The following is a 23,455-nucleotide window of genomic DNA, read 5'->3' on the forward strand; positions in this document are numbered from 1 at the left end:
TCGTCGTGCTCTTTATGGGGAGCACTCCAACGGCGCCGGCCGGCGGTGTAGCGTCAAGCGTCATGGAATCTCGGCGCATCGCGGTCGGTGACCGGGACTGGACGGTGCGGGTCGACGGTCCGGTGACCCAGCACAGTGTGCTGCTGTTCCCCGACTCCGGCGATCCGCCGGAGGTCTATGACCGGGTGTGTGCCCGGCTGCACAGTTCCGATCTGCGGACCATCGTGTTCGAAAATGTCACCGGACTGGACCTCACCGGTGTATATGCGGTTCTGGACGATCTCGGGGTGCCGTGGGCAAATGTCGCAGGACGCGGGGTGGGCGCCAGTGTGGCGTGGCAGGTCTGTGCGAAAGGTTTCGGGCGGTTCGTGAGCCTGATCGTTGCCGATCGCGGGCATCCCGCCGTGCCGGACGGATCCGGCACGGTACTGGAGCAGGAGTGCCCCGCGGTCGAACTGCCGACCACCGTCCTGGTGACAAAAGGGCTACCGCGGTCGGTGGCCGACAGCTCCGGGCGCCACGTGTACGGCGAGTTCCGCGTAGTGGACCTCGATGTCGACAATGTGGCCGCCGAAGCGGACCAGCAATTCGCCACCGAGATCGTGCTGCGCACCAGTATGTGGTGAGCCGCGGGCGGGCGCCGGCCTCTCCGATGAGCCGCCGGGCCGCACCGATATCGACCCGTGGATTCCCATGGCGGCCCAGGAGAGCGGTTTCGACTGCACGATGTGGCTGCCTTCGCCGCCCAGGCAAACGGTCGCTACGTGCGCTCGCCCGAGAGATAGGTCGCGAGCCAGTCCAGCCAGCTGTCCAGTTCCCGGAACGCCGCCGACCGGGGCTCGTCCGCGGACAGGAATACATCGTGCCGGGCCCCGTCGATCGGGACGATGCTGGTGCGATCACCCAGGCAGCCGGCCCAGCGCTGGATCTGGGCCACGTCCAGAACCGCGTCGGCCACGTCGACGGCGGGTCCGTATTCGCGGGCGAACTGGGTGAGCTTCGATCGCAACAGCAGGGCGGGCACACCGATATCCAGCCCCCGGTGCAACCGTGCCTGACCCAGGCGGATCGCACGGAGCCAGCCTGCCCGCACCGGGAAACCCTGCCGCGGCTTCCAGTCCAGGTCGTAGTCCCATTCGCCGGCCAGGCTGTGGTGCAGGCTGTCGCCGTAGGCACTGGATTTACTCAGCGGCAGCGCCGACTTGGCCCGGAACCGGCCCACCGTGTTGATCACTTGCGTGCCCACAGTGCGCACATATGTCGGCCCCTGCAGATCGAACCATGGGCTGTTCAGAACAAGCCCGCTGACCCCGGCCGCCGCTGTGCCACCGGCGCGCTGCAGCCGATCCAGCCACAGCGATGCCACCAGGCCGCCGGTCGAATGTCCCATGACCAGGACCTCGCCCTGCGTTTCCTCGGTGATCAGGCGGAGTGATTCGTTCAGCTCCCGGTCGTAGAGAGCCAGATCGCCGATGAAGTGCGGGGTCTGGTTCGCGCGCAGCGAGCGGCCGCATTTACGCAGATCCAGCGCGTAGAACCGGTGGCCACGCGCGGTCAGGTGCTCGGCCACATGCCGCTGGAAGAAGTAGTCGGTGAACCCGTGCAGGTACAGGACGGCTACGGCCGGGCCGGTGGCGCCGGAACCGGTCGTGCCCGGGGCGCCTGAACCGGTATCTCCGGAGATACCGGTATCCGGAAGGTGACGTACCAGAGTGGCGACGATCTCGCCCTCGCCATCAGGGTCGGTCCCCAGGTCCAGTGTGCGGTACTCGTACCCGTCACCGAGTACATCCGGCTGCCAGGTATCGGCCGCTCCCAGCGTGCTGCTGCGGGCCAGGGGTTCGTTCGTCACGCCTCCAATCTAGGCGCATCCTCGCGCTGCACCGGGCTGTGCGTGCCGAGAGGCGGTGATCCGGGCGCGCCGGATACCGGTGTTCGGTCTGCGCTACGGCATGGGCCCGGTTCCGGGGTTCGCCGCGACTGTGCCCGTCGATACGGCGCCATCGGGTCCGCGCGGCGCCCGGCGCCTCGGCGTTCGTTTCCGGCCGTGCGTGGCGCCGGACGACGTGGCCGGCGGTGTTATTTGCGCCACCGGCTTTCGGTGACGGCGCCGCTCGGAGCGTCGGAGGAGAGGAATCTAGGTCACAATCGCCGCCCTGGCTGCGGATTCCGTGCGTGTCGAGGTGCACAATTAGCAATAGTGAACGGCGGGTAACCTACATTCGGCCGCGCCCGAAGAGGCTCGTCGCTGTCCGTGAACAACTGCATATGTGCCCGTGCCCCAGCGGACCACATCCCAGTCGGAATGTGTGCCCCGCGCACCAGGACAAGGAAGTCGAACACCCGTGCCGAACGCTGCCCAGACTGAAACGACCGATGTAGTCCTCATCGGTGCCGGCATCATGAGTGCCACGCTCGGCGCGCTGCTGCGCCAGCTGCAGCCGGACTGGTCGATCACCGTGTTCGAACGGCTGGATGCCGCCGCGGCCGAGAGCAGCGACCCGTGGAACAACGCCGGTACCGGGCATTCCGCGCTGTGCGAACTGAATTACAGCCCGCAGAAACCGGACGGCTCGGTCGATATCGGCAAGGCAGTCGATATCAACGAGCGGTTCCAGGTCTCGCGGCAGTTCTGGGCTTACGCGGTCGAGAACGGGATCCTCGGCGATCCGTCCCGGTTCATCAACCCCATCCCGCACGTGAGTTTCGTCCACGGCGCCGCCGATGTCGAATACCTGCGCAAACGTTACGAGGCGCTGTCTCGGCATCCGCTGTTCGCGGGGATGGAGTACATCGACAGTCCCGACGAGTTCGCCCGCCGCCTGCCGCTGATGGCCCGGGGACGCGATTTCTCCGATCCGATCGCCCTCAACTGGACCGACGGCGGCACCGATATCAACTTCGGTTCGCTGACCAAGGAGCTGTTGGCTCATATCGGGGCCACCGGTGGGGAGATCGCGTTCGGTAACGAGGTCCGGAATCTGAGCAAGCAGCGCGACGGCAGCTGGAAGGTGACGGTGCGCAATACCCGTACCGGTCGCCGCCGCACCCTGGTCAGCAAGTTCGTTTTCGTCGGCGCCGGTGGCGGTGCGTTGCCCCTCCTGCAGAAATCGGGGATCAAGGAAATCGGCGGGTTCGCCGGATTCCCGGTGTCGGGCCAGTTCTTGCGCTGTACCAATCCCGAACTGGTCGGGAAACACGAGGCCAAGGTGTACGGCAAGGCCGCCGTCGGCGCACCGCCGATGTCGGTTCCACACCTGGACACGCGGATCATCAACGGCAAACTCGGCCTGCTGTTCGGTCCGTACGCCGGTTGGACCCCGAAATTCCTCAAGGACGGTAGCAACGCCGACCTGTTCAAATCGATCAAACCGGGCAACCTGGCCCCGATGCTGGGCGTCGGTGTCACCGAGCTGGGCCTGGTGAAATACCTGGTCACCGAGCTGATGAAATCGCAGGCCGGCCGGGTGTACACGATGGAGGAGTTCATCCCGCGCGCCGAGGGCCGCGATTGGGAACTCATCACCGCCGGGCAACGGGTGCAGACCATCCGGCGTAAGGGCGCCGGCGGTGTGCTCGAACTCGGGACCGCCGTGATCACCGCGCAGGACGGTTCCATCGCGGGCCTGCTGGGCGCCTCGCCGGGTGCCTCGACCTGTGTGACCGCGATGCTCGACGTGCTCGAGCGGTGTTTCCCGACCGAGTACGCGTCCTGGACGCCCAAGCTGAAGGAAATGGTTCCCTCGCTCGGCATCAAGCTCTCGGAGAATCAGGCGCTGTTCGGCGAGGTCTGGGACTGGACCGGTAAGGCCCTGCAACTCACCGGAAGCGGAGCGCACGCGGTGCTGCCTGCCGGAGCCTGACCGGGTCCACACGGGTGTTCGCCGGCCTGCGGGACCCGATCCTGTGGGCCGTTCGCGGTGAGCTGGGTGCCGGATTCGTCCGGCAGGAGACATTCGCGTGCATCTCGCGCCGAGGTGTGATAGCAAGGCGCGATGATGTCTACGGTTGCACTCCGACGGTCCTGGGCGCTGGATCTCGATACCGCCACCCTCTACGAGCTGCTGAAGCTTCGTGTCGAAGTGTTCGTCGTCGAGCAGAAATGCGCGTACCCGGAACTGGACGGTCAGGATCTGCTGCGGGAGACCCGGCATCTGTGGCTGGACGACGAGGGCGAGGTCATCGCGACCCTGAGGTTGCTCGAGGAGCACGACGACGGAGTGAAATCCTTCCGGATCGGACGTCTGTGCACGGCCGTGGAAGCTCGCGGGCACGGGTACACCACCCGGTTGCTGCAGGCCGCGCTCGCCGAGACCGGTCCGCATACGGTCCGGTTGAACGCGCAGACCTACCTGATCGACCTGTACACCAAGCACGGTTTCGAGGTCGCGGGTGAGGAGTTCATCGAGGACGGTGTGGCGCACGTACCGATGCGCCGAGGGTAGCGCCGGCCCGTCGACGCTCGCGGAGTCCGAGCAGGGGAGGCCGGGTGCGTTATCCGGCACGATTTAGAGTGGGGCCGTGTCCTCTATCGAAATCGCCCGGCCCGCACCTCGCACTCTGCCAACTGCCGCGGGGGAGGGTGAGGCCGGATTCCCGTTCTCGGCGGTGATCGGTCAGGAACAGTTGCAGCTCGCGCTGATCTTGTGCGCGGTGCACCCGGGCATCGGCGGTGTGCTGGTGCGCGGCGAGAAAGGGACCGCGAAATCGACGGCGGTGCGGGCGCTGGCACGGCTGCTGCCACCGGTGGTGGACGAATCGGGGGCACGCCCCGCGCGGCTGGTGGAACTTCCGGTGGGCGCGACCGAGGACCGAGTGGTCGGATCGCTCGATCTGGAGCGGGTGCTACGCGACGGCGAACAGGCGTTCCGGCCCGGTCTGCTGGCCGCGGCCCATCACGGCGTGCTGTATGTGGACGAGGTCAACCTGCTGCACGATCACCTGGTCGACGTGCTGCTCGATGCGGCGGCGATGGGCCGGGTGCATATAGAACGCGACGGGGTCTCCCATTCGCATCCGGCCCGTTTCGTGCTGGTGGGCACCATGAACCCGGAGGAGGGCGAGCTGCGTCCGCAGCTGCTGGATCGCTTCGGCCTCACCGTGGACGTGACCGCCTCCCGTGACGTGGACGTGCGAATGGCCGTGGTGCGGCGGCGCCTGGACTACGAGGCCGACCCGGCCGGTTTCGCGGCAGCCTGTGCTCCCGCGGACGCCGAGATCGCCGACCGGATCCTCACCGCGCGCGACCGGCTACCCGGTATCGCGCTCGACGATGTGGAACTGCGCCGGATCGCGTCCGTATGCGCAGCTTTCGACGTGGATGGGATGCGCGGCGATCTGGTGGTCGCCCGCACCGCCACTGCCCACGCCGCCTGGTGCGGTCGCGACACCGTCACCGCCGACGATGTGCGAATCGCGGCCGAACTGGCCCTACCGCATCGGCGCCGCCGGGACCCGTTCGACGAACCGGGGATCACGCCCGAACAGCTGGACGAGGCGATGCGCGAGGCCGCGGACCAGGCCGACCGGCCCGAATCCACGGAAGAACCGTGCGGTGAATCGGATGCCGGGTCGCCGGAAGACGGCCCCGGCGGCGGCGACCGGCCCGACAACGACCCGGCCGGTCCCGGTGGCGGTGCGGGGCAGCCGGAGGACGATCCCGACGGCCCAGGCGGCGGACAGCCGGCCGCCGGATCCGGGGAGGATTCGGCGAAATCGGGTGGCCCGGCGGGTTCCGGACAAGCCTCGACCCCGGCCGCGGCGCCGGTGCGGCCACCGCGCTGGGAAGTTCCCGGGCTGGGGGAGGGCGCCCCCGGACGTCGCTCCCGCGCCCGAACCCGGCAGGGCCGCGTCGTCAATGCGACTCCCGATCTCACCGGCGGCCTGCATCTGCTCGGCACGCTACAGGCCGCAGCACCGCAGCAGTGGGTCCGCGGTCGCCGGACCGGGCCGTTGCGGCTGGCCGCGCCGGACCTGCGCGGCGCCTACCGGGAAGGGCGGGAAGGCAACCTGGTGGTGTTCGTGGTGGACACCTCCGGTTCCATGGCCGCCCGCGACCGGCTGTCGGCGGTGACCGGGGCGGTCGTCACCCTGCTGCGCGATGCCTACCAGCGGCGCGACAAGGTCGCGGTGATCGCGGTGCGGGGTAGCGTTGCCGAACTCGTCCTGCCCCCGACCTCGTCGACCGATATCGCGGTGCGCCGCCTTGCCGGCCTGCGCACCGGTGGAAAAACCCCGCTCGCCACGGGACTGCGGAAAGCCCATGAGGTGGTGCGCCGGGAACGGGTGCGCGACCCGCGCCGCCGGCCGATGCTGGTGCTGCTCACCGACGGCCGGGCCACCGGCGGAACCGACCCGGTGCCGCGGGCCCGGGCGAGCGCGGCCGGGCTGGCGCGCGACGGTATCGCCTCGATCGTCATCGACTGCGAACGCGGCATGGTGCGGCTCGGTTTGGCGGCCGAACTGGCGGCGGCATTGCGCGGCACCGTAGTCCGGTTGACCGAGCTGACCGGATCGGCAGTCGCCGACACCGTCCGTACGGGTGCGTCCGGCACCGGTGCGCGCGCGGCGTAACCGATACCGCCGCCCACTGCGAAATACATTGAGACCGAGGAGATCACATGCCCAAAGGGGTGCCGGAAAGTGTGCCCGACGACGGGCTGACCACACGCCAGCGGCGTAATCAGCCGGTGCTCGCCGTCCACACAGGCCCGGGTAAGGGGAAATCCACAGCGGCGTTCGGCATGGCGTTGCGGGCCTGGAACCAGGGCTTCGATCTCGCGGTCTTCCAGTTCGTGAAAAGCGCCAAATGGAAGGTCGGGGAAGAGGCGGTCTTCCGTGAGCTGGGCCGGTTGCACGAGGAGACCGGTGCCGGTGCACCGGTGCAGTGGCACAAGATGGGTGAGGGCTGGTCGTGGAGTCGTAAGGCCGGGACCGAAACCGATCACGCCGCCGCCGCGCTGGCCGGCTGGCGTGAGATCGCCCGCCGGTTACAGGCCGAGGAACACCGCTTCTACGTACTGGACGAATTCACCTACCCACTGAAATGGGGGTGGGTCGACGTGGACGAGGTCGTCGACACCCTGCAGCAGCGGTCCGGCCACCAGCATGTGGTGGTGACCGGGCGGGACGCCCCCGCGGCCTTGATCGAGGCCGCGGACCTGGTTACCGAGATGACGAAGGTGCGCCATCCGATGGACGCGGGGCGGAAGGGGCAGCGAGGTATCGAATGGTGAGCCGACCCGGCGGCCGGCCGGTGCCCTTGCACGCGGGCCTACCGCGGTGATCACCGCCGCCGGGATCGTCCTCGCCGCGCCGGCATCCGGTAGCGGCAAGACCACCGTCGCGACCGGACTGATCGGCGCGCTGCGCCGGGCAGGGCATCAGGTCGCGCCGTTCAAGGTGGGGCCGGACTATATCGACCCCGGCTACCACGGCTTGGCGGCCGGCAGACCCGGCCGCAACCTCGATCCGGTGCTGGTCGGCCGGGACCGGATCGCCCCCCTGTACCGCTACGGCTCACGCGGCTGCGATCTCGCCGTCGTAGAGGGGGTGATGGGACTGTTCGACGGCCGGATCGACGACCGGTCCGCGGATCCTGTCGCCGAGGGGTCCACGGCACAGGTCGCGAGCCTGCTGGGCCTTCCGGTGATCCTCGTCGTGGACGCGCGCGGGCACAGCCAGAGCCTGGCCGCGCTGCTGCACGGGTTCGCGACCTTCGATTCCGGGGTGCGGCTGGGCGGGGTGATCCTTAATCGGGTCGGCAGCGAGCGGCATGAACAGGTTCTGCGTGCGGCCTGCGATCGGGTCGGGCTGCCAGTGCTCGGCGCCTTGCCCAGGTTGGCCGAACTCGAGGTCCCGTCCCGGCATCTGGGCCTGATCCCGGCGGTCGAACACGGCAGCGCGGCGCTACGTGCGGTCGCTGCGATGACGGACCTGGTTGCCCGCCATATCGACCTGGCCGCTGTCGCTGCCCTCGCTGTTGCCCCGGGCCCGGGGACAGTGTGGGATCCGGTGCAAGCGAGCACAGTAGCGACTTCTGCCGGGACGGGTCCGGTGATCGCCATGGCGGGTGGTTCGGCGTTCACGTTCGGCTACGCCGAGCACCGGGAGCTGCTCGCCGCCGCCGGAGCGGAGGTCGCGGTGTTCGATCCGCTGCACGATCCGCTGCCAGCCGCTGCCGCCGGTCTGGTTCTGCCGGGCGGCTTTCCGGAGGAACATGCGGAGGCGCTCGCCGGCAATGCTGTGCTCCGGGCCGCGGTGGCCGAACAGGTGCGGAGTGGGTTGCCGGTCCATGCCGAATGCGCGGGTCTGCTCTACCTCGCTGCATCGTTGGACGGTCACCCGATGGCGGGTGTCCTCGATTCGGTCGCCGAATTCGGTCCGCGCCTGACCCTCGGCTACCGAGAGGCCGTCGCCCTGGCCGATTCCCCGCTGTGGCGGGCGGGTGAACGAGTGCTCGGCCACGAATTCCACCGGACCCGCCTGGTCGCCACCAGTACCCCGAGTGCCGCCTGGGCCTGGCGCGCGGGTCGTGAGCAGATCAGAGAAGGGGCCCTCGTGCACCAGGTGCATGCCTCCTATCTGCACACCCACCCCGCAGGGAACCCGGTCGCTGTGCACCGCTTCGTTTCCGCCGCACGCGTTCACCAGCGTGCGGTTGCCGCCGCGACCAGCCCGTGACCTCCCCGGCTACCACCACACCGGCACCCGGCCTCGCTGTCGGCCTGGGGCTGCGCCCCGGCCGGCCCGCCGAGCACATCCTGGCGGTGCTGGACGCCGCATTTCCCGTCGGGCGGATCGCCTGCCTTGCGACTATCGACCGGCGCGCCGGCGAACCGGGATTGTGCCGGGCCGCCGAGCGGCTGGGGGTGCCGCTACTCGGTTTCGACGCCGCCCAGCTCGCGAACGTCCAAGTACCCAACTCATCCAGCAGAGTGATGGAAGTATTCGGCATTCCCGGCGTCGCCGAGGCCGCAGCGCTGCTGGCCGGCTCCGGCCCACTACTGGTACCGCGGCGAGTGGTATCGGGTGTGGTGATCGCTGCGGCCGCCACTCGCGGCGCGGAGGAGATCACCGGTGTAGTGGGTTGATCCACTCCACCTCGGGGAACCGTGCGAAGTCGGTATCGAACGAGCACACAGCCACACCGTGTTCGATCGCCAGAGCTGCGAGGTGTGCATCGGGCACCAGGTTCCCCGTCGCATAGTGATCGTCGACGAGCCGACCGAGGACCCGGCGATGCCGGTCGGTCGGCAGCGGGATCCAGGCCATATCGTGATCCAGCCATTCGTCTACGTAGCCCCATGCTTCCCGGCCGGTCATCGGCGCGGTAAAGATCTTCGGGTGAGTGGCGATTCGGATAAAACCGACGAGGCTGTGCCACGGGAATCCGACTCGGACATCACCGTTCATCGCCTCCTCGAACCACGTATGCGCAATCTGATGGTGGGGACTGCTCTCGTCCACCGCATACAGCAGTACGTTGACGTCGATGATCACGGTTGCCCAGGGTAGGGATCGTCGAGCATATCGAGCACTTCCGAGTTACGGGACAGGTCGACTCGGGCGCCCAGCGCGCGGGTCCGCTGCCGGAACGAGCGCGGGGGCACACTCGGCCGGTGGTGGATCCCGGCTCGGACCAGTTCGTTGACTGCCTCACCGAGGCCGATACCCCGTTCCCGCCGGAGGCGCTCCGCGGCGGCGAGCACGTCACTGTCGAGGCGAATTGTAGTTCGCATAGTGCAAGGCTACATCACTGATTCGTAGTAAGTGAATCAGTGATGCAGGGTGTACGTAGGTGCACCGTGCTCAACTGCATGCCTCAATGGGCGACCGACAGCAGATCCGCGAAACCGGTGGGGTCGTGGCGGCCGACGCTGGCGTGTTCGAACAGACCCCACCCTTCGGCGTCACCGCAGCGGGCGTGCGCGATGTGGTCGGTGACGCCCCATGGGATCCGGCCGGCGATCGCCGGGTCGGTGAGGTCGTAGCGGTTCGCCCATGACCAGTCGCGCCCCTTCCACTGGCCGTGTAGCCAGTCCGGATCGCCGCCGTAACCGCACCCGATGTGCAGGGGGATGCCGGTGACCGTGCGGATATCGATGGTCAGCGGTTTCCCGTCGGAGGTCCGCAGTTCCAGGGTCGCGGCCTCCGGGTGGCGGGTGCCGGATCGGTAGTCGATGGTGATGTGTGGCCAGCCCAACTGTTCGACCGAACCGTCCGGGAACACCCGGACCGCGTCGTTCAGGGTGCGGTAGCCATCCGGGTTCTCCTGCAGAATCACCACCACCGCGAAATCGTCGAACCGCAGCGGGACGTAGAGCCACCAGAATCCGCCGGTGCCCTCGGTGGCGGCGCGGCCCGGGGGTTCGGCCTCGCCGACCGGACGGATACCCCACGACCGGTCGCGGGTGCCCATCCACAGGTCCGGATCGACCGCGATATCTTCGCCGCGGAGCGAGATCGTGCCTGCCCACGACCCGACCTGCGCGAAGCGGGAGGCGTCCAGTGTCGGACGGTTCCCGGCGAGCATCACATGGGGTTGTTCCTGGACGGCGGGGAACGAGCCCGTCCAGGTGAGATCCAGGCCGAGTTCGTCGTGGTCGCAGAGCACCCGGATCTTGTGCAGCGGTTCGACCACTTCGATCCGGTACCCGCCCACCGTCAGGTCCAGGCTGCGGTCGCTGCGGGCGTCGGAGAAGCGCACCGAGGTGATCTCGTCACCGCGGCGCAGTGCCGCGTAGGCGTCGACGACGCCCAGGTTGGGGTATACGCCGAAGCCGGTGACCAGCATGGTCGCGCCGTCCCGGTTGTGCGCGTTGAAATAGCTGCGGTCGTAGAAGTTGCGGTCGCTGGTGGCGGCGCGCGCGATCGGCAGCGGGGTTTGGTGGATCGGGTATTCGTCGAGAGGGCCCGGGGTCGAAGCGGGTGTGCGTGCGGTCTTCTCGCTCATCTCAATCCCATCCGTAGGTGCCGTCGAGCATGGCCTCCAGGGTGGCCCGATGCATGATGTAGTCGTCGCGGTCGGCGGGAGCGGTGTCCTCACCCATATGGATCATCCGGCGTTTGATGCGGGCCATCACGATCGCGTGCCGTAGCGCGGCGTAGGTGAGGTGGAAATCCAGGTCGCGTACGGTGTGGCCGGTCAGCTCCTCGTACTGCGCGACCACCTCGTCGCGGCGCAGGAAATCGGGCAGCCCGGGCATATCGAAGCCGGTAGCGATGTCCTGGAAGAACCTGTGCAGGAAGATCATCCAGGCCAGGTCCAGTTCCCGCGGGCCCAGTGCCGCCATTTCCCAGTCCAGTATCGCGGCCGGCGTGCAACCGTCGTAGATGATGTTTCCGGGGCGGGCGTCGCCCCAGCTCAGGACATCGGGGCCGGGATCGTCCGGGAAATTGTGTTCCAGCCAGTCGAAGGCCCGCTCGATCAACGGGATCTCGAAACCGTCGTCCACCAGCGCCCAGCGGTACCAGTCCCGCTGGGCGGCGAGGTGGCGGCGCAGCGCCGGGCCGGGCCCGTCCAACTCCGGGAATCGCCGGGCCGGTTCGGTGATCGCGTGGATCCGGGCGAGTACATCGAGGGTGTTGTGGGTCAGCTCGGCCCGCTCGGCAGGTGCCGCGTCGTACAACCAGCCTGCGAACACGTACGGCGGGTTGTCGCCGGGTATGCGGCCTTCGACCCGATCCATGACGAAGAACGGGGCACCGCACACGGTGTCGTCGGTTTCCAGCCAGCGCAGTGGTGGTACCGGTACATCGGTGCGGGCGGCGACCTCGCCGATGATCCGGTACTGCAGCGGCAGATCGTAGTCCCGGAACACCGGGAACGCTCCCGCTTCCGGCACCATCCGCGCGACGTAGGACCCCTCCTGTGGTGCCCCGGCTGATTTCCACCGGGCGTCGAACAACACCGACGCGCTGGACAGCCCACCGGACAGGGGCCGGTGCAGCGATTCGATCACCGGCGGTTCGTCGGCGGCCACCCGCGCCTGTAACCAGCCGGTGAGCTGGGCGGCGAGGGTGTCCAGATCGCGTTCGCTGGTGGTGAGCTGCAGATGCTCGGTGGGGTCTATCTCATCGGGCATCATCGTCCTCCTGACGCCATCGTCCACGGTGCGCGGGCCGGCTCGGATCGTCACTCGAGCGCTGGTGGCATCGGGGATTCCGGCCGCCCGCGTGTCGCAGACTGTAACGCGTTTCAGTCCGGCGCGGAGGGGATTCGTGTCGATCACCGAGCGACCGGATCGCCGGTATCGCCACGCGCGCAGCAAGCGCCGACGATAATCGCCGCACGGCCCCGAAAACTCGCCGGCCGGGTCCGCGCAGGAGGTGGAGAATGGCCGAGCCGACCCGTCGCGGATATCCGGCAGCGCCGGGCGACGAGCCCTCGGGTGCCGGCCGGCCCAGCGAGCGCCGGTGGTGAAACGCCTGCGCGAGGCTGTCGCCTATGGCGTTGCGGCCGCGCTACTGCTGGTACTCGGTGCGGCGATACGGCCACTGTTCACCGACGATCCCCCACCTCCGCCAATTCTGTCGGCCGTCGAACTGGGGTTCGTGCAGGATATGGCCGCGCATCACCATCAGGCGCTGATCATGGTGCAGCGGCTCGAGCCCGGCGCCGACCCCGCCGTCCGGGGCCTGGCCCAGCAGATCGACGACACCCAGCGAGCCGAAATCGGCATGCTGCTGGGCTGGTTGCGCCTGGCCGGCGCACCGGCTGTCAACTCCGATCCGATGGACTGGATGCCCGAGGGAGCACACAGCGGGCATGCCGGGCACAGCCGATCCGCGGTAGCCATGCCCGGTATGGCGACCCAGGAGCAGCTCGACACCCTGTCCGCGGCGCGTGGGCGCGCGGCGTCGGTGTTGTTCCTCCAGCTCATGCAGGCCCACCACGAGGGCGGTATCGTCATGGCCCGGGTCGCCGACGCGATGCTCACCGGTGGTGTGGTGAAACAGATTGCCCGGGAGATGATCACCGGTCAGACCCAGGAGTCCGGTCTGATGGCCCTGCTGCTGACGCAGTTGGTGGCCGCACCCGGCTGATCCGGAATGATCTTGCGCCGAAACGGGTTACTCCTGGCCATGAGCACACTGTCGTTGTCGGACACCCTCAAGAAACATATCGACGAGAACCGGTTGTTCGTCACCGTGGCCACCGTAGGCCGGGACGGGCATCCCCATCTCACCGTCACCTGGCTGGACCGCGACGGCGACGACCTGCTCTACTCCACTACCACCGACCGCGTACAGGGCAAGAACCTCGCCCGCGATCCGCGGATTTCGGTGCTGATCACCGCGCCGGACAACCCGTATCTCTACGCCGAGGTCAAAGGCACCGCCTCGCTGACTCCTGACCCCGAACTGACTATCGGGAACCGGATCTCCCGGAAATACACCGGCAAGGACTATGCCGATTTCAACCCTGATGCCGTGAACGACGGCCCGCGGGTGGTCGTCCGCATCACGCCGAACAAGATCACCGGACGCTTGTAGGACGGAATTCCGGCGGGCTTGCGCCGATCCCGATTCGCCCGGCCGGGTACAGCGGATCGGTCCGACGGCAGCAACGCCCACAGGCTCCAGACGCGTGCGCCCGCTCAGACGGTCTGGGCTTCGTCCTGGGCGTGCTGGGCGCGGGCCACTTCCGCGGCGGTATAGCGCAGGGTCAGCGCGATCAGGCCGACGAGCAGCGCACCGCAGGCGGCCACGAACATGGCCAGGGTGTACCCGTCGCCGAGCGCGGTGATCTCCGCGGGCGTCATCTGGGCGGGTTTGCCGGTGGTTCCGCCCTGAGAGAGGGTCCGGGATGCGGCGAGCGGGGTGAGGACACCGATGGCGATGGGAGTGCCGAGGTTCAGGAACATCTGGCCGATTGCCGAAAGCGGCCCGATCTCGTCCGGCGGCACTCCCACCAGGACACACAGCGGAATCAGCACCATCGCGATACCGATCCCGAAACCGATCACCAGGAACAGCGGCAGCAGAGTGGTCCAGTAGCCGACGCCGCCGTCGAGTGTCGAGCCGTAGCCCAGCCCGGCCACCAGCACCACGGCGGCGGCAACCAGTAGTCCCCGCGGTGCGATATGCAGGGCCAGCCGGGTGGTTATCGCGCTGCCCACACCGACGCCGACGGTGAAGGGAATGAACGATATTCCCGCGATCAGCGGACTGTAGCCCACCACATTCTGCACGAACAGGCCCGCGAAATAGGTGGTGGCGCCCAGAACCCCACTGGCGAGCAGGATCACCACGAAGGTGGCCACGCGGTCGCGGCTGTCGAATAGCGACCACGGCAGCAGCGGGTTGTCGACATAGCGTTCGGAGAAAACGAAAATCGGCAGCAGAACCGCGCCCGCGATCAACGTGCCGTAGACCAGCGGGCTGCTCCAGCCGAGTTCCGGCCCCTCGGTGGCGCCCCAGACGATCAGGGCACACGCCAGGGTTCCGAGGAACGCGCCGCGCACGTCGAGAGTGAGCCGCTGATGATCGGTGTCGCGGAGTGAAAACAGCGCGCCGACCACGATGAGCACGCCGATAGGCACATTGATCAGGAAGATCCACCGCCAGCTGGCCTCGGTAAGTGCCCCTCCGATGACCAGCCCGCCGACCGAGCCCAGCGCGACCATCGATCCGAAGATGGCAAAGGCCTGATTACGGACCTTGCCAGGGGCGAAGGTACTGGCCACCAGTGCGAATGCGGTGGGGGCGGCCAGTGCGGCGCCCGTGCCCTGGAAGGCCCGTGCAGCGACGAGCATCTGTTCGCCCTGCGCCAGTCCGCACAGCAGCGAGGCCAGCGTGAACAATCCGACCCCGAGAACGAACATGCGCCGGCGTCCGAACGAATCGCCGATCCGGCCACCGAGAAGCATCAGGCCCGCGAACGGCAGGCCGTAGGCGGTGATGGTCCAGGCACTGCCCGAACTGGACAGGCCCATCTCCTCCTGGAGCCGCGGCAGGGCCAGAATCACGACCGTGCCGTCCAGCACCACCATCAGCTGCAAACCGCTCAGGACGAGGATGGCGAGACCGAAGGCTCGCTTCGTCACCGGATACTTCGCGGCTGGGGGGTTATCGAGCACAGTGGGTCACTGTAACCGACCGGTAGCGTCGGCGATCGGGGCGGCGGTGAACCCGGCAGTGGGCCCGATCACAATGATCGCCGGCGGCCGGATCCCCTCCGACCGAACCCGTTCGGCCACATTCGCGAGCGTCGCGCGCAGCACCCGCTGACCCCGCAGCGTGCCCTCCTGGATCACGGTGGCGGGGGTATCGGCCGGGCGGCCGCCGTCGCGCAGGGCCGCGGCGAACTGTTCGATCCGTTCCACCGCCATCATCAGCACGAGCGTGCCGCGCAGCCGGGCCAGTGCCGGCCAGTCCACCAGGGAATCGGGGTGGTCCGGCGGGATATGACCGCTCACCACCACGAACTCGTGTGTCACGCCCCGGTGGGTGACCGGGATACCGGCCGCCGCCGGGACCGAGATGGGACTGGTCACGCCGGGGACCACCGTCACCGGTACCCCGGCGTCGACACAGGCCTCGAGTTCTTCGTAGCCGCGTCCGAATACGTAGGGGTCGCCACCCTTGAGCCGGACCACGAACTTGCCCGCCCGCGCGCCTTCCACGAGCGCCGTGTTGATCGCATCCTGCGCCATCGCCCGTCCGTACGGGATCTTGGCGGCGTCCACGACCTCGACGTCCGGCCCGAGTTCGGCGAGCAGTTCGGGCGGTGCGAGCCGATCGGCGACCACGAGATCGGCGCGGGCCAGCAGGCGCCGGCCGCGAACCGTGATCAGGTCCGGATCACCGGGTCCGCCGCCGACCAGCGCGACCCCGGGCGTCATCGGAGTCGCATCGTCGGTCACCACACCGGATTGCAAAGCCTCCAGCAGCGCGGTGCGCACTGCGGCCGAGCGCCGGTGCCGGCCACCGGCGAGAACACCCAGCGTCATCCCGTCGTAGCGGGCGGTGGCGGGGGTGACCGCCGTACCGGATGGGGCGTGATCGGCGCGCACACAGAAGATCCGCCGCCGTACCGCCTCCGCGACAACCGCGGCATTGGTCTCCGGTTCGTCGGTGCAGGCGATCGCGTACCAGGCGCCGTCGAGGTCACCGTCGGCGTAATCGCGCAGGGTGAGCGTGATCTGGCCACCGGCCGCCATACCCTCCACCGCGGGCGTGGCTACCCGGGAGATCACTTCCACGGCCGCGCCCGAGGCGATGAGCAGTCCCAGCCGGCGCTGTGCCACGGTGCCGCCGCCGACGACGACAACCCGCCGTCCGCTCAGATCGAGCCCCACCAGGTAGTTCGAATCCCCGGAGGCAAGGTGGTCGGTATCGGCTGACGTATTCGGCACAAGGTGCGAGCCTACTTCCGGGTATTCGGCCCGACGCAGCCACCCGCCGGACCCACGGGGCTCAGGTGAGGACCACCAACTCGGCTTCCGAGGCGACCTCGATACGCAGGCCGGCCTTCCGGGCGACCCGGGCCAGTCCCTGGACATCGGTCGGCTCGGCGCGGGTCAGGACCAGCGAGCGGGCCAGCAGCCCCTTGTGGTGTTTGTTGAAATGGCTGACGACTGTGCGTGACCCGTCCTCGTGCTCGGTGAGGACCGTGGCCGTGACGGCTCCCGGGACCCGGCCGAGTTGCTGGTAGGTGCCGGACCGGAGGTCGACCACCAGCTCGCCCGTAGCATCGCGCAGTGCCGGTCCGAGATGGTCGCGCCAGACCGCCGACAGTGTGGGGCGGCCGGGCAGTTTGGATCCGCCGGACAGTCGGTAGGCCGGGATCCGGTCGCCCGCGCGGACCGCGCCGAACAGGGCCGAACCGATCGCGAGCCGCGCGTAGGCCTTGGCGCGCTGCGCCCGGGTGAATGCCCCGGCGTCCAGGGCGTCGTACAGCACGCCGGTGTAGCGCTCCAGCGCCGGCCGGGTGGGGGAGCTGCGCAGCGCGGCATTGCGGGCGAGTTCCACGTCGGTGTTCTTACCCAGCCCCAGCGCTGCCCGTGCGGCCTCCGGATCACCGGCAAGTTTCGTGAGGTCGTCGATCAATCCGTCGCGGACCTCGGTCAACGTGTCGAAGGCCAGCGCGCTCAGGTCGAGCGGTCCACCGGTACCGCCGTCGGATTTCGTCTCGGAAGGAGGTAACAGCACCAGCACGAGCCGTTACGGTACCGGTCGTGCGGGCGAACCCCGGACTTGCCGCCGGTGTTTGCCGTGCGCGTCCGGCCCGGCGGCCTCAGCGCACCGCTTTGAGGAACTCCCGGGTGCGTTCGTTCTCGGGTGCGTTGAAGATCTGCTCGGGCGTCCCCTCTTCGATGATCCTGCCGTGGTCGAACATCAGCACCCGATCGGAGACATCGCGGGCGAAACCCATCTCGTGGGTGACGATGAGCATGGTGATATCGGTGCTCTCCGCGAGTTCGCGCAGCACATCGAGGACCCCGCCGACCAGTTCGGGGTCGAGCGCGGAGGTCACCTCGTCCAGCAGCATGACCTTCGGGTCCATCGCGCAGCAGCGTGCGATCGCCACCCGCTGCTGCTGTCCGCCGGACAGCTGGGACGGGTGCGCGGTCGCCTTGTCGGACAGCCCGACCAGCTCGAGCAGATCGAGGGCACGTTTGCGCGCCTCGTCCCGGGACCTGCCCAGCACGTGGATCGGCGCCTCGGTGATGTTCTCCAGAACATTCATATTGGGGAACAGGTTGAACTGCTGGAACACCATCCCGACCTTTTTGCGCACCTCCCGGAGATGTTTCTCCCGGGCGGGCACCAGTTTGCCGCCGCGCTGTTCGTGGGACAGCATCTCCCCGTCGACCCGGATGGTTCCGCTGCTCACCGCCTCCAGCGTCATGAGCAGGCGCAGGATAGTGGTCTTCCCGGAGCCCGAAGGCCCGACCAGCGTGACCTTCTCCCCGCGCCGGACGGTGAAATCGAGCTGGTCGAGCACCACCAGATCGCCGAAGCGTTTGACCACGCCATCGAATTCGATCATCGGCTGTGCTTCGGCCGCGCCGCCGGCCGGCGTACCGGCGACCGGTTCAGTAGTAGGCAAGTCGCTTCTCCAGTCGTCTGATCAGCACCGAGGTCGGATAACTGGCCACCAGGAAGAACACGCCGGCCAGGGTCATCGCCTCGAGGTATGCGTAGTGACGGGCCCCGAACTGCTGTGCGGCTGTCACCAGTTCGACGACGGTGATCGCAAACAGGAACGGGGTGTCCTTGAACATCGACACCGCGTTGGTGCCGAGGGCGGGCACACTGGCCCGGATCGCCTGCGGCAGGATCACGGCCCGCCAGGTGCGCACCGGTGGCAGCGACAGTGCCCGCGCCGCCTCCCACTGGCCCGGCGGAACCGATTCGATTCCCGCCCGATACACCTCCGCCAAATACCCGGCGTAGTGGATACCGAGCACTACGATCCCGATCTGCAGGGCCGAGAACTGCGGTAGCAGGGTGTAGGCGAACAGCAGCTGTACCACCAGCGGAGTGAACCGGATGAATTCGCTCGCCGCGTGCACCGGCCAGGCAATCCAGCGGGGCAGTGAACGCCGGATGATCGCGATGAGCAGCCCGAGCGCCCCGGCGATCACGAATCCGAGGACCGTCGCCAGCAGGGTGATCCGGAACCCGTCCCACAGCACGGGTAGCGCGTCGGCGGCGCGTTCCCAGCTCCATTCCACACTCATGGCGCCACCTTCTGCCGTGCGGACCCGGCGACCGCGTCCAACGAGGTATCGGGTGCCAGGCGCAGGACCTCACGCAGCGAGGGGCCGCGGCCCAGCTTGTGTTTGGCGCGTGCTTCCAGCAGGTTCATCCCGAGGCTGAGCAGATAGGCGATCACGAAGTAGATGAGCAGTCCGATTCCGAAGGCGAACAACGTATCGCCGGTGCTGTCCCGCAGGTTCTCGATCTCGAAGGTCAGATCCTGCAGGGTGATATAGGAGGCCACCGCGGTGCCCTTCAACAAGTGCACCAGCAGGTTGGCCAGCGGCGGGATCATCAGCGCCCACGCCTGTGGGAACAGGATGCGGCGGAGTCGCTGCCATGGGCTGAAGCCGAGCGCGACGGCCGCTTCCGTCTGCGCCTTCGGTACCGAGTTCACTGCGCCGCGAACCACTTCCGCGCCGTATGCGCCGTAGTTCAGGCCGAGCGCGAGGATCCCACAGAACACAGGGGCGAGCTGGTAGCCCAGCAGCGGTAATACATAGAACAGCCAGAAGATCTGCACCAGCAGCGAGGTCCCCCGGAAGAATTCGATCAAGACCCGGGCCGGTCCGCGGATCGCGAGATTACCTGCCCGGGCCGTCGTGCCGAGGGTGAGCGCGAGGACGAGGGCGAGCGCCGCCCCGCCCACCGTCAGTTCGAGGGTGATCAGGATTCCGTCACCGATGCGCGGCAGCGCCTGGGTGAGGGCGTCGAGATTGTTCACCGGACACATCTCCCTTCCTGGCCCGGCGGGCCGGAGGCGAGACGCGCCGCTGTGTAGTTGTCGACCGGCACGATCAGATATCGCCCGCGCACAGCTTGGCGGTGGTCAGTTCGGGGTCGGGCAATTCGGCTTCGGTGAAACCGAATTCACCGACGATCGACAGGTACTTGTCCTTGTCCGAGGTGATCTTGCGCAGTTCCGTGTTGTAGGCCTCGAGCAGATCCGGGTTGTCGGTCCGGAAGACGGTACCGCCCGCGCCGATCTGCGGTTTCCCGTCGATTTCGGCGACGAACGATTCGGTGACCTCGACCGGCGCGTCCGGATTGTGGTCGGCCAGCCAGTTCAGCGAGATCGCGGTGAGCGCGAAAACGTCCGAGCGGCCCGAGGTCACCGCGTCCATACCGTCCTGCGGGCTACCGACCTGGGTGGCGTCGATGCCGAGCGAGGCGGCGTAATCGGATTCGATGGCGCCCGTCATCACGGCGACCTTGGCGCCTTTGTCCTTGATCGACTGCATATCGGTGAGCCCGAGCGGGTTGCCCTGCTTCACCATCAGTGCCGTGGTGTACATGAACTCGGGCTCACTGAAAGCGGCCTGTTCGCAACGTTCCGGCAGGATCGACATCCCCGCGCTGACCGCATCGAAACGCTGCGCCTGCAACCCCGGGATCAAGGCGCCGAAATCGGTTTGCACGCCGTCGACCGTCTCGACTCCGAGATTGCGGAAGATCTCGCGGTGCAGCGCCACCGTCGCCCCACTGAGCTCGCCGTTCTGCTGGAACGAATACGGTGCCTCGCCGGCGAACCCGACGGTGACGGTGCCCTTGTCCTTCAAGGACTGCAGGAGGTCACCACCGGCCGTCGTATCGGTCTTCGTGCACCCCGACAGCGTCGCCGCCGTCAGCACCGCCCCCGCGACGAGTGCGATTGCGCGCGCCCTTGATTTCTTGGTTCCCATCACGGCCGACCTTTCCACGGGGCGCTGACGCAGGCTCTCCGGCATCGGTATGCGAGTCGTACAGGTCAGCGACCATTTTCAGTTTGTGCGGGACGTTCAACCGAAATCCCGGTGAAACGAACCCTAGCGGCGTCCGGTTCCGACTCTCGGCGCCGCAATGAAGCTGCAAAGAAAAGTTCAAAATATGTATATCACAAAGTTATCCAAACGTGTTTCAAATGTAATTTGCAATCCGGGTCCGGGTTGTTCGGAAACCGGCCGTGACCGGCGTGGACCCGATCCAGCGTGCCACCGGCCGAGCAGTGGGGAATAGGGTGTCGGCCGGGATCGGGCAGGGGCTACGCTGGGCAACCGTGATCACCCGCCTCTCCCGCCTCTTCCTCCGTACGTTGCGCGACGACCCCGCCGACGCCGAGGTGCCCAGCCACAAGCTGTTGGTGCGCGCCGGCTATGTGCGCCGGATCGCACCGGGTGTGTACTCGTGGCTGCCGCTGGGCCTGCGGGTACTGCACAAGGTCGAGGAGGTGGTGCGCGAGGAGATGAACGCCATCGGTGGGCAGGAGATCTCGCTACCCGCGCTGCTGCCGCGTGACCCCTACGAGGCCACCAACCGCTGGACAGAGTACGGCGACACCCTGTTCCGGCTGCAGGACCGCAAGGGCGCAGATTATCTGCTCGGCCCCACCCATGAGGAGCTGTTCACGCTCACCGTTAAAGGTGAGTACAACTCGTACAAGGACCTGCCCGTCACTCTGTACCAGATCCAGGCCAAGTACCGCGACGAGGAACGTCCTCGCGCCGGTATTCTGCGCGGTCGCGAATTCATCATGAAGGACTCCTACTCGTTCGACCTCGACGAGGCCGGCCTGAAGGCGAGCTACAACGCTCATCGCGAGGCATACCAGCGCATTTTCGAACGTCTCGGAGTGCAGTATGTAATTGTCGCCGCGACCGCGGGGGCGATGGGCGGTAGCGCTTCCGAGGAATTCTTGGCCGACAGTCCGGTCGGCGAGGACACCTACGTCGTCTGCCGGGAATCGGGTTATGCCGCGAATGTCGAGGCCGTGGTCACCCCGGCGCCCGAGCCGCTGTCGCTCGAGGGGCAACCGGAGGCGGTCGTCCACGACACCCCGGATACTCCCACCATCGCCACTCTCGTCGACTGGGCGGATGCGGCCGGTATCGGTGAGCGCCTCGGCCGGCCGGTCACTGCTGCCGACACGCTCAAGAACGTGATGGTGAAACTGCGGCATCCGGACGGTAAAACCGAGATCGTCGGTATCGGAGTTCCGGGCGACCGTGAGGTCGACGACAAACGCCTCGGCGCCTCGGTCGAGCCCGCCGAGGTCGAACTGCTCACCGACGCCGATTTCGCCGCCAACCCGTTCCTGGTCAAGGGGTATATCGGTCCGAAGGGGCTGCAGGCCAACGGCATCCGCTACCTGGTCGATCCGCGAGTGGTCACCGGTACATCCTGGATCACCGGTGCAGACGCTCCCGGCAAGCATGTGGTCGGCCTGGTCGCAGGCCGTGATTTCACCCCCGACGGCACCATCGAGGCGGCGCAGGTACGCGACGGCGACCCCTCGCCCGACGGCCGCGGCACCCTGGTCTCCGCCCGCGGTATCGAGATCGGCCATATCTTCCAGCTCGGCTACAAATACACCGACACCTTCGAGGTCGACGTCCTCGGCGAGAACGGCAAACCGGTACGCCTCGTCATGGGGTCCTACGGTGTAGGAGTCTCTCGGCTGGTGGCGGTTATCGCCGAACAGCAGCACGACGACAAGGGGCTGCGCTGGCCGAGCGAGGTCGCGCCCTACGACGTGCACGTGGTGATCGCGAACAAGGACGATGCCGCCCGTGCGGGTGCCGAACAGGTTGTGGCCGAACTGAACACCCAGGGGGTGGACGTTCTCTTCGATGATCGCACCGCTTCACCCGGTGTGAAGTTCAAGGACGCAGAACTACTCGGTATGCCTTACGTCCTGGTCATCGGCCGGGGCTGGGCCGAGGGCAAGGTGGAACTGCGCGACCGGTTCACCGGTGAAACTTCCGATATCCCGGCAGATTCCGCGGTTTCGGCTGTTCTCGACCGTATCCGGGGCTGATCCGAGGCCGGTGCTACACGCCGGTGGCCGGCGGCCGGGCCTGCGGGTTGGCGGCATTCTCAGCCGCTTTCGTGCCCGACCGCCGCTTTGACCAGCATTTCGGCGGCGGTGCGGACGGCCGCCGCGGCGGTGTGCAGCTCGGTGATGGAATAACTGATGATCGCGCCCTCGTGCAGGCTCAGTAACTGCACCGCCGTGGTCGCAGGGTCGGCGATACCGGCCTCGGCGAGCAGCTGATCGAACAACTCGTACAGCCATGTCTTCTCGGCGACTATCACCTGCCGGCCCGGATGGTCGGGGTCGGGGAGCTCGGCGAAGGCGTTGATGAAACTACAGCCCCTGGAGTTGTCCGGGAGCCATTCGGGCATGACGTCGAACGGTGTCAGGACGCGCTCGACCGGGTCGGTCCGGTCGGCCAGGCGGGCCTCGATCAGGGTGCGCCAGCGGCCGTCGCGCTGTTGGAGGTAGGTGAGCAGGAGCCCGTCCTTCGATCCGAAACGGTCGTAGAGGGTTCGTTTGGTGACGCCGGATTCGGCCGCGATGGTGTCTACCCCGACCGCGTGGATACCGCGTGTGTAGAAGAGCTCGGCGGCGGTGTCGAGTATCCGTTGCGCCGCCGGTGTCAGTGGCGAGTTCGCATTGTGCGCGGGTGTGGACATATCTCCGGATCCCTTGCATTCACAGGTCTGTGAACCTAGTCTAGCCCGTGTAGGAACTTCACAGATCTGTGTAGTGGAGGTAGGTTATGAGACGAGCAGTATTGACGGTGGCGCGTGCGTTGAGGGATTTCGCTCTCGGGATTCATCTCGCCAACGGCATCCGGCACGGCGTACCGCCGCATACCGAGCGGCCGAGCAGCCCCGCATCGTCGCGGCACCCCGTCGCGCAGCGGCCGGTTGAAGACGGGCAGATAGCGCCGACGTTCACCCGACCGTTCGCCGGTCCGGTCGT

23 protein-coding genes are annotated in these 23,455 nt (G+C 67.6%); 10 read left to right on the top strand and 13 right to left on the bottom strand.

Annotated features, from left to right (window positions below; genetic code table 11):
* The first annotated feature begins 62 nt into the window (after positions 1-62).
* Complete coding sequence (locus NS6_RS16310) at positions 63-626, top strand: hypothetical protein (protein ID WP_068042703.1); 564 nt, start codon at positions 63-65, stop codon at positions 624-626.
* A gap of 134 nt (positions 627-760) precedes the next feature.
* On the opposite strand, the gene NS6_RS16315 is transcribed toward NS6_RS16310, so the two are convergent.
* On the bottom strand, positions 761-1,852 hold the full coding sequence (locus NS6_RS16315) for an alpha/beta hydrolase (RefSeq protein ID WP_084471107.1): 1,092 nt from the start codon (positions 1,850-1,852) through the stop codon (positions 761-763).
* A 550-nt stretch (positions 1,853-2,402) separates the two neighbouring features.
* Here NS6_RS16315 and mqo point away from each other — a divergent pair.
* The 6 genes from mqo (at position 2,403) to NS6_RS16350 (ending at position 9,092) form a co-directional block, all read left to right on the top strand.
* On the top strand, positions 2,403-3,863 hold the full coding sequence (mqo, locus tag NS6_RS16325) for a malate dehydrogenase (quinone) (protein WP_068042766.1): 1,461 nt from the start codon (positions 2,403-2,405) through the stop codon (positions 3,861-3,863).
* A 132-nt stretch (positions 3,864-3,995) separates the two neighbouring features.
* Positions 3,996-4,445 carry a GNAT family N-acetyltransferase gene (locus tag NS6_RS16330; protein ID WP_068042707.1) on the top strand — a complete coding sequence of 150 codons (450 nt, stop codon included), beginning with the start codon at positions 3,996-3,998 and terminating at the stop codon, positions 4,443-4,445.
* Positions 4,446-4,530: 85 nt separating this feature from the next.
* Positions 4,531-6,573: a VWA domain-containing protein gene (locus tag NS6_RS16335; protein ID WP_174552604.1), complete on the top strand. Its 2,043-nt coding sequence runs from the start codon at positions 4,531-4,533 to the stop codon at positions 6,571-6,573.
* Between the two features lie 47 nt (positions 6,574-6,620).
* Entirely contained in the window at positions 6,621-7,235 is a 615-nt protein-coding gene (gene cobO, locus NS6_RS16340) for a cob(I)yrinic acid a,c-diamide adenosyltransferase (RefSeq protein ID WP_068042708.1), read from the top strand.
* Between the two features lie 46 nt (positions 7,236-7,281).
* Positions 7,282-8,682, top strand: a complete 1,401-nt coding sequence (locus NS6_RS16345; protein WP_371859344.1) for a cobyrinic acid a,c-diamide synthase CobB — start codon at positions 7,282-7,284, stop codon at positions 8,680-8,682.
* The gene (locus NS6_RS16350; RefSeq protein WP_068042710.1) at positions 8,679-9,092 is read left to right on the top strand and encodes a cobalamin biosynthesis protein; all 414 of its coding nucleotides are present in this window, start codon (positions 8,679-8,681) and stop codon (positions 9,090-9,092) included. The genes NS6_RS16345 and NS6_RS16350 overlap by 4 nt, the downstream gene beginning before the upstream one ends.
* Here NS6_RS16350 and NS6_RS16355 read toward each other — a convergent pair.
* From NS6_RS16355 to NS6_RS16370, 4 genes are all read right to left on the bottom strand, one after another.
* Positions 9,073-9,501, bottom strand: coding sequence for a TA system VapC family ribonuclease toxin (locus NS6_RS16355; RefSeq protein WP_068042712.1), 429 nt, complete (start codon positions 9,499-9,501; stop codon positions 9,073-9,075). The two genes, NS6_RS16350 and NS6_RS16355, sit on opposite strands and share 20 nt — an antisense overlap.
* Entirely contained in the window at positions 9,498-9,740 is a 243-nt protein-coding gene (locus tag NS6_RS16360) for a CopG family transcriptional regulator (RefSeq protein ID WP_068042714.1), read from the bottom strand. Before NS6_RS16360 ends, NS6_RS16355 begins: the two co-directional genes overlap by 4 nt.
* An 83-nt stretch (positions 9,741-9,823) precedes the next feature.
* Positions 9,824-10,954 (bottom strand): Rv3169 family protein, encoded by a 1,131-nt coding sequence (locus tag NS6_RS16365; RefSeq protein WP_068042716.1) that lies wholly within the window; start codon positions 10,952-10,954, stop codon positions 9,824-9,826.
* 1 nt (position 10,955) lies between these two features.
* Positions 10,956-12,089, bottom strand: a complete 1,134-nt coding sequence (locus NS6_RS16370; RefSeq protein WP_245669381.1) for a phosphotransferase family protein — start codon at positions 12,087-12,089, stop codon at positions 10,956-10,958.
* Positions 12,090-12,417: 328 nt separating this feature from the next.
* Between NS6_RS16370 and NS6_RS16375 the strand changes: the two genes are divergently transcribed.
* Together NS6_RS16375 and NS6_RS16380 are read left to right on the top strand one after the other, a co-directional pair.
* On the top strand, positions 12,418-13,047 hold the full coding sequence (locus NS6_RS16375; RefSeq protein WP_068042718.1) for a DUF305 domain-containing protein: 630 nt from the start codon (positions 12,418-12,420) through the stop codon (positions 13,045-13,047).
* 39 nt (positions 13,048-13,086) lie between these two features.
* Positions 13,087-13,497 (top strand): PPOX class F420-dependent oxidoreductase, encoded by a 411-nt coding sequence (locus NS6_RS16380; RefSeq protein ID WP_068042775.1) that lies wholly within the window; start codon positions 13,087-13,089, stop codon positions 13,495-13,497.
* A gap of 104 nt (positions 13,498-13,601) precedes the next feature.
* Here the strand turns inward: NS6_RS16380 and NS6_RS16385 are convergent, their stop codons facing one another.
* From NS6_RS16385 to ehuB, 7 genes are all read right to left on the bottom strand, one after another.
* Positions 13,602-15,083, bottom strand: coding sequence for an MFS transporter (locus NS6_RS16385; RefSeq protein ID WP_068042720.1), 1,482 nt, complete (start codon positions 15,081-15,083; stop codon positions 13,602-13,604).
* 6 nt (positions 15,084-15,089) lie between these two features.
* Positions 15,090-16,361 (bottom strand): uroporphyrinogen-III C-methyltransferase, encoded by a 1,272-nt coding sequence (cobA, locus tag NS6_RS16390; RefSeq protein WP_068042722.1) that lies wholly within the window; start codon positions 16,359-16,361, stop codon positions 15,090-15,092.
* A 61-nt stretch (positions 16,362-16,422) separates the two neighbouring features.
* Positions 16,423-17,163 (bottom strand): peroxide stress protein YaaA, encoded by a 741-nt coding sequence (gene yaaA / locus NS6_RS16395; protein WP_068042724.1) that lies wholly within the window; start codon positions 17,161-17,163, stop codon positions 16,423-16,425.
* Between the two features lie 79 nt (positions 17,164-17,242).
* Positions 17,243-17,998: an ectoine/hydroxyectoine ABC transporter ATP-binding protein EhuA gene (gene ehuA, locus NS6_RS16400; RefSeq protein ID WP_068042726.1), complete on the bottom strand. Its 756-nt coding sequence runs from the start codon at positions 17,996-17,998 to the stop codon at positions 17,243-17,245.
* Between the two features lie 46 nt (positions 17,999-18,044).
* Positions 18,045-18,692 carry an ectoine/hydroxyectoine ABC transporter permease subunit EhuD gene (ehuD, locus tag NS6_RS16405; RefSeq protein WP_068042728.1) on the bottom strand — a complete coding sequence of 216 codons (648 nt, stop codon included), beginning with the start codon at positions 18,690-18,692 and terminating at the stop codon, positions 18,045-18,047.
* Positions 18,689-19,435, bottom strand: coding sequence for an ectoine/hydroxyectoine ABC transporter permease subunit EhuC (ehuC, locus tag NS6_RS16410; protein WP_371859345.1), 747 nt, complete (start codon positions 19,433-19,435; stop codon positions 18,689-18,691). Before ehuC ends, ehuD begins: the two co-directional genes overlap by 4 nt.
* Before the next feature lie 73 nt (positions 19,436-19,508).
* Entirely contained in the window at positions 19,509-20,393 is an 885-nt protein-coding gene (ehuB, locus tag NS6_RS16415) for an ectoine/hydroxyectoine ABC transporter substrate-binding protein EhuB (protein WP_068042777.1), read from the bottom strand.
* Positions 20,394-20,746: 353 nt separating this feature from the next.
* On the opposite strand from ehuB, the gene NS6_RS16420 reads away from it, so the two are divergent.
* Complete coding sequence (locus NS6_RS16420) at positions 20,747-22,504, top strand: proline--tRNA ligase (protein WP_068042779.1); 1,758 nt, start codon at positions 20,747-20,749, stop codon at positions 22,502-22,504.
* 59 nt (positions 22,505-22,563) lie between these two features.
* On the opposite strand, the gene NS6_RS16425 is transcribed toward NS6_RS16420, so the two are convergent.
* Positions 22,564-23,163, bottom strand: a complete 600-nt coding sequence (locus NS6_RS16425; protein WP_068042732.1) for a TetR/AcrR family transcriptional regulator — start codon at positions 23,161-23,163, stop codon at positions 22,564-22,566.
* Between the last annotated feature and the right edge of the window lie 292 nt (positions 23,164-23,455).

It is taken from the genome of Nocardia speluncae NBRC 108251 (assembly GCF_001613245.1).
GTDB lineage: Bacteria > Actinomycetota > Actinomycetes > Mycobacteriales > Mycobacteriaceae > Nocardia > Nocardia speluncae.

Coding starts and splice junctions, on each gene's coding strand:
- NS6_RS16380 (WP_068042775.1), top strand. CDS start 13,087: ATGAGCACACTGTCGTTGTCGGACACCCTCAAGAAACATATCGACGAG.
- NS6_RS16370 (WP_245669381.1), bottom strand. CDS start 12,089: ATGATGCCCGATGAGATAGACCCCACCGAGCATCTGCAGCTCACCACC.
- ehuD (WP_068042728.1), bottom strand. CDS start 18,692: ATGAGTGTGGAATGGAGCTGGGAACGCGCCGCCGACGCGCTACCCGTG.
- NS6_RS16425 (WP_068042732.1), bottom strand. CDS start 23,163: ATGTCCACACCCGCGCACAATGCGAACTCGCCACTGACACCGGCGGCG.
- mqo (WP_068042766.1), top strand. CDS start 2,403: ATGAGTGCCACGCTCGGCGCGCTGCTGCGCCAGCTGCAGCCGGACTGG.
- NS6_RS16360 (WP_068042714.1), bottom strand. CDS start 9,740: ATGCGAACTACAATTCGCCTCGACAGTGACGTGCTCGCCGCCGCGGAG.
- NS6_RS16365 (WP_068042716.1), bottom strand. CDS start 10,954: ATGAGCGAGAAGACCGCACGCACACCCGCTTCGACCCCGGGCCCTCTC.
- NS6_RS16330 (WP_068042707.1), top strand. CDS start 3,996: ATGATGTCTACGGTTGCACTCCGACGGTCCTGGGCGCTGGATCTCGAT.
- ehuA (WP_068042726.1), bottom strand. CDS start 17,998: ATGATCGAATTCGATGGCGTGGTCAAACGCTTCGGCGATCTGGTGGTG.
- cobO (WP_068042708.1), top strand. CDS start 6,621: ATGCCCAAAGGGGTGCCGGAAAGTGTGCCCGACGACGGGCTGACCACA.
- NS6_RS16310 (WP_068042703.1), top strand. CDS start 63: ATGGAATCTCGGCGCATCGCGGTCGGTGACCGGGACTGGACGGTGCGG.
- ehuB (WP_068042777.1), bottom strand. CDS start 20,393: ATGGGAACCAAGAAATCAAGGGCGCGCGCAATCGCACTCGTCGCGGGG.